The sequence below is a fragment of the Arenimonas sp. genome, assembly GCF_022842045.1.
Classification (GTDB): domain Bacteria; phylum Pseudomonadota; class Gammaproteobacteria; order Xanthomonadales; family Xanthomonadaceae; genus Arenimonas.
On record NZ_JALHQI010000035.1, the window covers coordinates 19,228 to 29,443 of the forward strand.

The window sequence follows — 10,216 nt, forward strand, 5'->3', positions numbered from 1 at the left end:
GCCCGGGGCGACCCGGACGCGGCGGCACCCCACGACGACAAGGCCAAGGCTTCAATGAAGATCCTCATCCTCGGTGCCGGGCAGGTCGGCAGTTCGGTCGCCTCGGCATTGGCGTCCGAGAACAACGACATCACCGTCGTCGATACCGACCACGCCCGCCTGCGCGAACTGGCCGAGAAACTCGACATCCGCACCGTCGTCGGCCACGCCTCGCTGCCCAACGTGCTGGCCCAGGCCGGCGCCGACGAGGCCGAACTACTGGTCGCGGTGACCTCCAGCGACGAAGTGAACCTGATCGCCTGCCAGGTCGCCCAGCACCAGTTCCGAACCCCGACGCGGGTCGCCCGCCTGCGCGAGGCGCAGTACCTGGACGTGGCGGCGCTGGCCGATCCGGAGCATTCCGCCGTCAGTGCCGCGATCAGCCCCGAGCAGCTGGTCTGCCGCCATGTCGAACGCCTGATCGAGTTCCCGGGCGCGCTGCAGGTGCTCGATTTCGCCGACGGCCGCGCCCAGCTGGTGGCGGTGCGCGCGGTGCCGGGCGGCGCCCTGGTCGGCCACGAGATCCGCGAACTGCGCGAGCACCTGCCCACCGGCGTGGACGCCCGCGTCGCGGCGATCTTCCGCAAGGGCAAGCCGGTCAAGCCCGAGGGCAACACCGTGATCGAGGTGGACGACGAGGTGTTCTTCCTCGCCGACCGCAAGAACATCCTCACCGTGATGAGCGAGCTGCGGAAGGTCGACCCGCGCCCCGCGCGGCGCCTGCTGATCGCCGGCGGCGGCAACATCGGCCGCAACCTGGCCCGCAGCCTGGAATCGCGCTATTCGGTCAAGGTGCTCGAGCGCTCGAAGGAGCGCGCGCGCGGCATCGCCGAGGACCTGCTGAACTCGATCGTGCTGGTCGGCGACTGCGCCGACGAGGACCTGCTGCGCGAGGAGAACATCGACCAGACCGACGTCTACTGCGCAATGACCAACGACGACGAGGCCAACATCCTCTCGGCGATGCTGGCCAAGCGCATGGGCTGCCCGCGGGTGATCTCGCTGATCAACCGGCCGTCGTACGCCGAGCTGGTGGAGGGCGGCAGCATCGACATCGCCGTCAGCCCGCAGCTGGTGACGCTGGGCGCGCTGCTGGCGCACATCCGCGAGGGCGCGCCGGCCCGCGTTTACTCGCTGCGCCGCGGCGCCGCAGAAGCGATCGAAGCGGTGGTGCGCGGCGATCGCCGCACCTCGCAGGTGATCGGCCGCGGCCTGGATGAACTCGAGCTGCCGCCGGCCACCACCATCGGCGGCCTGGTGCGCGGCGACAAGCTGCTGATCGCCCACCACGACGTGGTGGTCGAGCCCGGCGACCACGTCATCCTGTTCGTCATGGACAAGCGCGAGATCGCCCAGGTCAGCGCCCTGTTCCAGACCGGGGCGACCTGGCTGTGATGAGCCAGCGTTTCCGCGCCATCCAGCGCATCCTGGGCGTGATCATCGTGTTTTCCTCGATGACCAAGCTGCCGCCGGCGCTGTTGGCCCTGGCCTGGGGCGAGCAGGGCACGCCCCAGGTGTTCTTCGGCAGCTTCCTGGTCAGCCTGCTGATCGGCGTCGGCCTGTGGCTGCCGGTGCGCAACGTGAACTACGACATGCGGCTGCGCGACGGCTTCCTGATCGTCACGATGACCTGGGTCTTCGCCAGCCTGGTGTCGGCGCTGCCGTTCGTGCACGGACCGCCGCACCTGAGCTACACCGACGCCATCTTCGAGGCGACTTCTGGGCTGACCACCACGGGTGCGACCGTCATCTCTGGCCTCGACGACCTGCCCAGGAGCGTGCTGTTCTACCGCCAGCTGCTTCAGTTCCTCGGCGGCATGGGCATCGTGATCCTGGCGGTGGCGATCCTGCCGATGCTCAAGATCGGCGGCACCCAGCTGTTCCGCGCCGAGAGCACGGGGCCGACCAAGGACACCAAGCTGACCCCGCGCATCGCCGAGACCGCGAAGGCGCTCTGGGGCGTCTACTTCGGCCTCACCCTGCTGTGCGCACTGTCTTACTGGATGGCAGGCATGAGCCTGTTCGATGCGATATGCCATGCGCTGTCGACCGTGTCCACGGCCGGGTTCTCCACCCATGACGCTGCTTTCGACTACTGGCAGAGCCCGATCCTGGAATGGATTGCGATCGTCTTCATGACGCTGGGCGGCATCAACTTCGGCCTGCATTTCGTCGCGTGGCGAAGGGCGTCGGTGGCGGTCTACGGCACCGATTCCGAACTGCGCTCCTTCCTGCGCATCATCGCGATCGCGGCGGTGCTGGTGACCCTGGTCCTGTGGCTGAGCGGGACCTATGCCGGCGGCGGCGATGCCTTCCGCACCGCGACCTTCCAAGTGGTCTCCAACATCACCACCACCGGCTTCGCGGTCACCGGCTTTAACGAGTGGCCCGGGCCGGCGCCGCTGCTGCTGGTGGTGCTGGCCTTCATCGGCGGCTGCTCCGGCTCGACCGTGGGCGGGCTGAAGGTGGCGCGCGTGGTGATGGTGGTCCGCCAGGGTTACCGCGAAATCAAGCAGCTGGTGCACCCGAAGGCGCAGTTCCTGGTGAAGATGGGTGGCCGCCGTGTCTCGGAAAGCGTGGTGCTTTCGGTGAGCGGCTTCATCGCGATCTGGATGATCTGCTTCGTGTTCCTGATGGTCGGCATGAACATGGCCGGGCTCGACCTCGAGTCCTCGTTCGGCGCCGCGGTCGCGACGCTGACCAACCTCGGACCGGGCCTGGGCTCGGTCGCCACCACCTTCGCGGACGTCAGCGATGCCGGCGTGTGGCTCGGCACCCTGGGCATGATCCTTGGCCGCCTCGAGGTGTTCTCGCTGCTCGTGCTGCTTACCCCGCAGTTCTGGCGGGAGTAGCGGCGGCTTCCATCGCCGCGGCCAGCTGGTCGCGCAGCGCGCGCGCCTCGGCCTCGGGCAGGTAGCGCACCCGCAGTGCCGATTCGAAAGGGCTGGCGCCCACGGTGTCCATCAGCAGGCTGGCCATGCCGTGGCGGCGGTCGAAGGGCGACTGCGCCAGTTGGAGCGACTGCAGCTTTCGCACCTCGGCGAAGCGCCAGCGCTTGTCCAGCCAGCCTTCGCGCACCGCCACCAGGCCGCCTTCGAGGCTGTAGCCGGCGTAGCGCGCCCACACCACGGCGCGCAGCGCGAACACGGGCAGGAGCGCCAGCGCTGCCAGGCCCCACAGGCCATTGAGGAAAGTCAGCAGGCCCGTCAATGCGAGCGCGAACAGCGCCGGGATCGCGAACTGCCGGCGCCAGGCCTTCGGATGCAGCGGGCGCCAGTGCGCCATCGGCCAGGCGTGGCCGGGCAGAAGGTGGCGGATCAGCGCGGCCATCGCTTCCGGCGTCGCGACCGGCGCCAGGTCGCGCAGCGAGCGGTTGTCGTTGGCGGTTTCCATCGAGGCGCTGTCCACGCGCAGGCCCTGGCGGCCCAGCCAGCGGTGGGTGAGGCTCTCGCGCAGGCTCCAGGCCTGGATGCGCGAGCGCGGCATGCTGGCGCGCAGCCGGGTGAGCAGCCCGCGCTGGGCGCTGAGCCGGCGGCCGGTCTGGGTCAGCACGAAGCCGTGGTACTGCAGCAGCGCCAGCAGCACCGACAGCAGGCGCAGCGCCACCAGCGCGATCACCAGCAGCGCCAGCGCCGCGACCACGCTGCCCGCCACGCCGAGTTCATAGGCCTTGGACCAGCCGGCGGCGTGGTCGGCGACGTACTCGATGGCGTCGCCCACCAGGTCGCCCGCGGTCTGCGCCAAGATGCCGAATGCGGCCGCGACCAGCAGCATGCCGCGGTTGGAGATCAGGCCCAGGCGCACCACTTCGCTGGTGGGCAACTCGAGCAGGGTGTGGGCCTCGGGCGCGGTCGCTGGCGCGTCCGGCGCCGCCTCTCGCCGCGCTTCGCGGCTGTGGCTGCGCACCAGCTGTTCCAGCGCGTGCGCGTCGGCCAGCGACAGCACGCGCATCTCGCCTTCGGCCTGCATGCCGCCGGCCGACTCCAGCCGCACCTCGGCGACCTTGAACAGCCGGTGCAGTAGGGTCTGGTTCAGGGCGACGTTGTGGATGCGCTGGAACGGGATGTGGCGCAGGCTCTTCTGCAGAAGGCCCTTGCGGATGACGATGCCTTCCTCGTCCACGCGGAACCGGTACGTGAAGTACTGCCCCAGCGAGACCAGCACCAGCACGCCGGCGCCGACCAGGCCCCAGAGTTCCCAGCTGTTGCCGCGCCCCGTGAACAGCAGCAGCACGATCGGCAGCGCGAAGCTCTTGAGCTGCTGGATCAGGACGAACAGCCAGGACCAGGGATGCAGCCGGCGCTCGTCGCCGCCGGCGACCACGCCCTCAGAGGGTGTCATCATCGCGGTCCGCCTCCGGCAGCAGCGCGTCGCGCAAGGCGAGCGCGTCGGCGTCGAGCAGGCCGGGCTGGCGCAGCGCGTGCAGGCGCGTGCCGGCGGTGTGCACCACCAGCGTGGCGAGTCCGAAACGGCGCTCGATCGGGCCGCGCTCGATGTCGAGGTGCTGCACGCGCGAGCGCGGCACCAGCAGCTCATGCTTCCACACCAGGCCGCGGCGCACCTGCAGGCCGCGGGCGTCGAGCTTCCAGTGGGTGCGGCGGACGCGGGCGCGGGCCAGCCAGGCGCCGATCACCGCTACCACCGTGAAAAGCGCCACTGCGGCGGCAAGTCGCGCCGGCCAGCCGTCCAGCACCGCGCTGCCCAGAATGCCCGAGCCGAGGCAGAACGGAATCGCGACCAGTGCGCCGACGATGCCGGCGACCTTCGACGCCGCCGGCGGCAGCGGCTGCCAGTCGTCGGGCGTGGTCCAGGCGGCGGGGAGGGGCGTCTCGTTCAAGGGGGTCACCTGCATTCGGGGCCGTAAGGGTCGATTTCACCTGAGCCGGGTGGCCGCAGCGTGAAGCGTTTGTAGGTCCACTGGTATTGCCTGAAGTCACGTCGTGCGATCGCTTCCACGCCGGCGTTCATCGCGGCGGTAGCCGCGGCGATGTCGGCGCCGCCGATCGCGGGGTCGGCGGGCGCCAGGTGCAGGTCGAAGCGGCCGTCCTCGCGGCGTTCGGCGTAAGCGAACAGCACCGCCGCGCCGCTGCGTTCGGCCAGGCGCGGGACCAGGCTCAGCGTCAGCGCCGGCTTGCCGAAGAAAGGCGCGAATTCGCCCGCGCCCAGCTTGGGCTGCTGGTCGGGCGTGATGCCGACCACGCCGCCGGCCTTGAGCGCCTTCCACAGCGGGCGCATGGCGTTGCCTTCGGCCGGCACCAGGGTGATGTTCTCGCCGCCGCGGGCCAGGCGCAGGAAGCCGTCGCCGATGCGGCTGTCGGGCACGCGGTACACCAGCGCGAACGGCCCGCGCGCCGCCATGGCCTCGATCACCAGTTCGAGGTTGCCGTAGTGCGGCGCCGCCAGGATCACGCCGCGGCCGGCCGCCAGCGCCGCGGCCAGGTGCGCTTCACCGACCACCGAAGCCACCAGCGCCAGGTTGTCGGCGCGCGGCCGGGTCCAGATGCGCAGCGTCTCGAAGGCATTGCGGCCGGTGGCGCGCAGGATCCCGGCGATCGCCTGCTCGCGCGGCAGGCCGCCGGGCGTGGCGGCCACCAGCTCCAGGTTGCGACGCGCGACGCGGGCCTCGCGGGTGTCGCGCCAGTGCGCGAACCGGCCCAGCGCATCGCCCAGCCCTTGCTGCAGCGACAGCGGCAGCCGGCCCACGCACCACGCGGCGGCGAACAGCAGGCGGCTGGCGAAGGGGATCGGAGGCATGCGCCGAGTGTAAGGGATGCCCGCCGGCGCCCGCGCCCTTACACTCGCGCCATGATCGCCCTCATCCAGCGCGTCACCGAAGCCAGCGTCCGCGTCGATGGCGAGCTCGTGGGCGCCATCGGGCCCGGCCTGCTCGCGCTGGTCGCGGTGGAGCCCGGGGATGACGACGCCCGCATCGGGCGCATGGCCGATCGCCTGCTGGGCTACCGCGTGTTCGCCGACGACGCCGGGCGCATGAACCGTTCCCTGGCCGACAGCGGCGGCGGCCTGCTGCTGGTCAGCCAGTTCACCCTGGCGGCCGATACGTCCAGCGGCATGCGCCCCGGATTCAGCACGGCCGCCACGCCCGAGGCGGCGCGGGCCGGCTTCGAGCGCCTGGTGACCGTCTGCCGGGCCCACCACCCGCGGGTTGAAACGGGCCGCTTCGGCGCCCACATGGTGGTCAGCCTGGTCAATGACGGCCCGGTGACCTTCCGACTGCAGTCCTGAGCCCCTCCGGGGCGTTCCGTTTTCCCTCGGTTAATCAAAAGGTTATCCACGAGGCGGCGGCTCCTGTATACTGCGCGGTTCCATTTTCCCAGTCGCGGGATGCCTCAATGGCCAACGATCGTCCGGCTCAGCAGTCCGAAATCAAGCAGCTGATCAGCAAGGGCCTCGAGCAGGGTTATCTGACCTATGCCGAGGTCAACGACCACCTGCCCGACGATATCGTCGACGCCGAGCAGCTCGAAGACATCATCGGCATGATCAACGGCATGGGCATCGAGGTGCACGAAGTCGCGCCCGATGCCGAGACGCTGCTGCTGTCCGATTCCTCGTCGCAGCGCGACTCCGACGACACCGCCGCCGAAGAAGCCGCCGCCGCGCTCACCGCGCTCGACAGCGAGGGTGGCCGCACCACCGACCCGGTGCGCATGTACATGCGCGAGATGGGCTCGGTCGAGCTGCTGACCCGCGAGGGCGAGATCGCCATCGCCAAGCGCATCGAGGAGGGCCTGAACCAGGTCCACGCCTCGCTGGCCAGCTTCCCGTGGTCGATCCAGCTGCTGCTCGAGGACTACGACCAGCACCTCGAGGGCAAGAAGCGCCTGAACGAAGTCGTGGTCGGCTTCCTCGACATCGAGGAGCCCGAGGAGGTGATCCCGGTCGCCGCGGTCGAGGAGATCTCCGAGGACGACGACGATGCCGAGGTCGAGGGCGGCGACGAGGAAGAAGCCGTCGTCGACACCGGCCCGGACCCGGCCGAGGTCGGTCGCCGGATGGACACGCTCAAGGGCCTGTACACCAAGTTCCAGAAGACCCACGCCAAGTACGGCGCCGCCGACAAGAAGTCGATCAAGGTCCGCGAGGAAATGGCCGCCGAGTTCCTGCGCCTGAAGCTGCCGCTGGCGCTGATGGACGCCTTCGTGCGCAAGCTGCGCGACGTGGTGAACTCGATCAAGGAACACGAGCGCCGCATCCTCGACGTCTGCACCCGCAACGCCAAGATGCCGCGCAAGGACTTCCTGCGCGCCTGGCCGGGCAACGAGGTCAACCTCGACTGGGCCGACGACGTCATCCGCCGCAAGCAGAAGTGGTCGTCGGGCATGCGCGAGTACAAGGACCTGATCGTCGCCGAGCAGCAGAAGCTGGTCGGCATCGAGCAGTCGCTGTGGCTCACCCTGCCGGACATCAAGGAAATCAACCGCGCGATGGCCTACGGCGAGGCCAAGGCCCGCAAGGCCAAGAAGGAAATGGTCGAGGCCAACCTGCGCCTCGTGATCTCCATCGCGAAGAAGTACACCAACCGCGGCCTGCAGTTCCTCGACCTGATCCAGGAAGGCAACATCGGCCTGATGAAGGCCGTGGACAAGTTCGAGTACCGCCGCGGCTACAAGTTCTCCACGTATGCCACCTGGTGGATCCGCCAGGCCATCACCCGCTCGATCGCCGACCAGGCCCGCACCATCCGCATCCCGGTGCACATGATCGAGACGATCAACAAGCTCAACCGCATTTCCCGCCAGATGCTGCAGGAAATGGGTCGCGAACCGACCCCGGAAGAGCTGGCGAAGAAGATGGAGATGCCCGAGGACAAGATCCGCAAGGTGCTCAAGATCGCCAAGGAACCCATTTCGATGGAGACCCCGATCGGCGACGACGAGGATTCGCACCTGGGCGACTTCATCGAGGACACCAGCATCGAGTCCCCGATCGAGGCCACCACCAACCTCGGCCTGATGGAAACCGTGCGCGACGTGCTCGCCGGCCTGACCCCGCGCGAGGCCAAGGTGCTGCGCATGCGCTTCGGCATCGACATGAACACCGACCACACCCTCGAGGAAGTCGGCAAGCAGTTCGACGTCACCCGCGAGCGCATCCGCCAGATCGAAGCCAAGGCCCTGCGCAAGCTGCGCCACCCGACCCGCTCGGAGCAGCTCCGCAGCTTCCTCGACCTCGAGTAGCCTCGTCGGTCCAGGGAAGGGAGCGACCAAGCCCCGCGCCAGCGGGGCTTCGTTGTTTACGGGTTCAGCCTTCTGACTCGACGCGATCGCGCCCGTTGGCCTTCGCGCGATACAGGCGGCGATCGGCGGTTGCAATCAGATGCTCGAGTGTCTGGCCATCCTGCGGCATCGATGCGACGCCGATGCTGGCCGTCGTCGCCACCGGGCTGAGGCCCCGCTCCCGCATGGATGCGATCTGGTTTCGCAGTTGCTCGGCAATGGCCACGGCACCCGCTGGACCGGTGTTGGGCAGGATCATGACAAACTCCTCACCGCCGTAGCGGCAGACATAGTCCGAGGGGCGCCGGCCCGCGGCAAGGCACGTCGCAGCGGCCCGCAGCACGGCGTCCCCGGCCTGGTGGCCGTGTTTGTCATTGACTTGCTTGAAGTGGTCCAGGTCGATGAACAAGAGCGACAGCGGATGCTCGGCTCGCGCACAGATAGAGACATCATGCTTGGCGGTGGCATGGAAGTAGGAGCGATGAAATAGCCCGGTCAATCCGTCATACATGGCTTCGCGGCGGGCCATTTCGTACTTCTGTCGGTAGGTGAAGATCGCGAACACTTCCCGCGTCTTCCCGTCCTCGTTGATCGTGAACTGTTCGCGCTCGAAGCGGTTCAGGTAGGCTGCGCTGACCAACGCGTGAAAGCCGGCGATAAAGACTTTGCTAAGTACCGAGTTCAGCAGCGTAGTCGTGTACTGCGGTGCCGGCGCATCCCAAAACACCCAGGTAATGAAGACCACGCTGTCGAACACCATGACTGCCGCAAGAGTAGCCGCCATCGGCAGGAATAAGCCGCGCGACCAACGGGCGAAGAACTCGTAAAGCACCACGATAAGTACGGCGTCGACCGCCAGCAACGCGGTGCCGAGCACGAGCGTGGCGCCGTTGACGAACAGGCTTTTGGCATCCAGCCCTGGCCCGTTGAGCACGGATGGATCCTGCACCTGTATCGACAGCAGCAACATCAATGCCCCTGCAGCCAAGTTGGCGGCCAGCAGTGCGAGGATCAGGCGCCGTGCTTCCGCAGCGTCTTCGCGCAAGTAGACCAGCAACACGCCAACGAGGCCGGCGCTGAACATCACCGAGGATCCGGGGCTGAAGACGAGGCCGAGATCGGTCGGCACGAAAATGGTCGCGGTCAGCGTCTGCAGCACCTGCAGTGCGCCTATGAACACGTACAAGGGCGCGAGGCCGAATCGCCGGCGGATACTGAAGAGCAGCAGCAGCGTCAGCAAGACGATCCCTGCTTGCAACGAAATGCTCAGCATCGCGGCTCCTTGGCTAGCGGCAATCGCATACAGGCCTTGTCGGCCAAGTATGCAGCCTTCGGCCCGATTCGGGCCGCATCGGTGTGAGCCACCGGGGGCGGGGCAGGACCAATGCCATCCCGATCGGCTCTTTTCGTTATACGATTGCCCCAACGGGCCTATAGCTCAATGGTTAGAGCAGGGGACTCATCGAAAGGTGCCGCCGCCCCGTAAGGGGCGGACGGGAACGGGATGAATTCAGGGAAGCCTCAGCGGTCCGGCCGGTGGTAACCCTGAGCCAAGCCGGCGGTACACCGCCGGAAGGTGCAGAGACTACCTGAGGGCTTCAGCGCCCTTGATCACAGGCTCGAGCGTCCCGCACCCCACCCGCGCAAGCGGAGGGTGAAGAGATAGTCCGCGCCGGGGGGAAATCCCCGGGCTACGCGAATCCCTTGGTTCCAGGTTCGAGTCCTGGTGGGCCCACCACGCTGCCGCATTCCGGTCATGCACGGCCGTTACGCTGACGTGCTGCATCCCTAGGAAGCCCCGTCATGACCGCCATCCTGCGCGCCACCCTGCTGGCGTCGTCCCTCACCTTCGTGCTGGCCGCCTGCTCCGAGCCGGCTACCGCCCCCGCGGGCGAAGCGCCGGCGGCGGCCGCCGCGCCGGCCGCTGCCACGCCGGCCCC

8 protein-coding genes are annotated in these 10,216 nt (G+C 68.4%); 4 read left to right on the forward strand and 4 right to left on the reverse strand.

Translation table 11 applies throughout. The features are described from left to right. The first annotated feature begins 54 nt into the window (after positions 1-54). Together trkA and Q0C12_RS08990 are read left to right on the forward strand one after the other, a co-directional pair. Complete coding sequence (trkA, locus tag Q0C12_RS08985) at positions 55-1,434, forward strand: Trk system potassium transporter TrkA (RefSeq protein ID WP_290889184.1); 1,380 nt, start codon at positions 55-57, stop codon at positions 1,432-1,434. Beyond that, on the forward strand, positions 1,434-2,891 hold the full coding sequence (locus Q0C12_RS08990) for a TrkH family potassium uptake protein (RefSeq protein ID WP_290889186.1): 1,458 nt from the start codon (positions 1,434-1,436) through the stop codon (positions 2,889-2,891). Before trkA ends, Q0C12_RS08990 begins: the two co-directional genes overlap by 1 nt. Here Q0C12_RS08990 and Q0C12_RS08995 read toward each other — a convergent pair. The 3 genes from Q0C12_RS08995 to Q0C12_RS09005 are packed head-to-tail and all read right to left on the reverse strand — an operon-like array spanning position 2,866 to position 5,793. Continuing rightward, entirely contained in the window at positions 2,866-4,380 is a 1,515-nt protein-coding gene (locus tag Q0C12_RS08995) for a PH domain-containing protein (RefSeq protein ID WP_290889188.1), read from the reverse strand. The two genes, Q0C12_RS08990 and Q0C12_RS08995, sit on opposite strands and share 26 nt — an antisense overlap. Further along, positions 4,367-4,876, reverse strand: coding sequence for a PH domain-containing protein (locus Q0C12_RS09000; protein ID WP_290889190.1), 510 nt, complete (start codon positions 4,874-4,876; stop codon positions 4,367-4,369). The genes Q0C12_RS08995 and Q0C12_RS09000 overlap by 14 nt, the downstream gene beginning before the upstream one ends. Positions 4,877-4,881: 5 nt before the next feature. Further along, on the reverse strand, positions 4,882-5,793 hold the full coding sequence (locus Q0C12_RS09005) for a lipid A biosynthesis lauroyl acyltransferase (protein WP_290889192.1): 912 nt from the start codon (positions 5,791-5,793) through the stop codon (positions 4,882-4,884). 51 nt (positions 5,794-5,844) lie between these two features. On the opposite strand from Q0C12_RS09005, the gene dtd reads away from it, so the two are divergent. Both dtd and rpoD read left to right on the forward strand, forming a co-directional pair. After that, positions 5,845-6,282 (forward strand): D-aminoacyl-tRNA deacylase, encoded by a 438-nt coding sequence (gene dtd / locus Q0C12_RS09010; protein ID WP_290889194.1) that lies wholly within the window; start codon positions 5,845-5,847, stop codon positions 6,280-6,282. Between the two features lie 44 nt (positions 6,283-6,326). Further along, entirely contained in the window at positions 6,327-8,237 is a 1,911-nt protein-coding gene (gene rpoD / locus Q0C12_RS09015) for an RNA polymerase sigma factor RpoD (protein ID WP_290889201.1), read from the forward strand. A gap of 64 nt (positions 8,238-8,301) precedes the next feature. Here the strand turns inward: rpoD and Q0C12_RS09020 are convergent, their stop codons facing one another. Beyond that, complete coding sequence (locus tag Q0C12_RS09020; protein WP_290889196.1) at positions 8,302-9,549, reverse strand: GGDEF domain-containing protein; 1,248 nt, start codon at positions 9,547-9,549, stop codon at positions 8,302-8,304. Between the last annotated feature and the right edge of the window lie 667 nt (positions 9,550-10,216).

Excerpts from the sequence above, each read along its gene's own strand:
- trkA (WP_290889184.1), top strand. The coding sequence starts at position 55 with ATGAAGATCCTCATCCTCGGTGCCGGGCAGGTCGGCAGTTCGGTCGCC.
- Q0C12_RS08990 (WP_290889186.1), top strand. The coding sequence starts at position 1,434 with ATGAGCCAGCGTTTCCGCGCCATCCAGCGCATCCTGGGCGTGATCATC.
- Q0C12_RS08995 (WP_290889188.1), bottom strand. The coding sequence starts at position 4,380 with ATGACACCCTCTGAGGGCGTGGTCGCCGGCGGCGACGAGCGCCGGCTG.
- Q0C12_RS09005 (WP_290889192.1), bottom strand. The coding sequence starts at position 5,793 with ATGCCTCCGATCCCCTTCGCCAGCCGCCTGCTGTTCGCCGCCGCGTGG.
- dtd (WP_290889194.1), top strand. The coding sequence starts at position 5,845 with ATGATCGCCCTCATCCAGCGCGTCACCGAAGCCAGCGTCCGCGTCGAT.
- Q0C12_RS09020 (WP_290889196.1), bottom strand. The coding sequence starts at position 9,549 with ATGCTGAGCATTTCGTTGCAAGCAGGGATCGTCTTGCTGACGCTGCTG.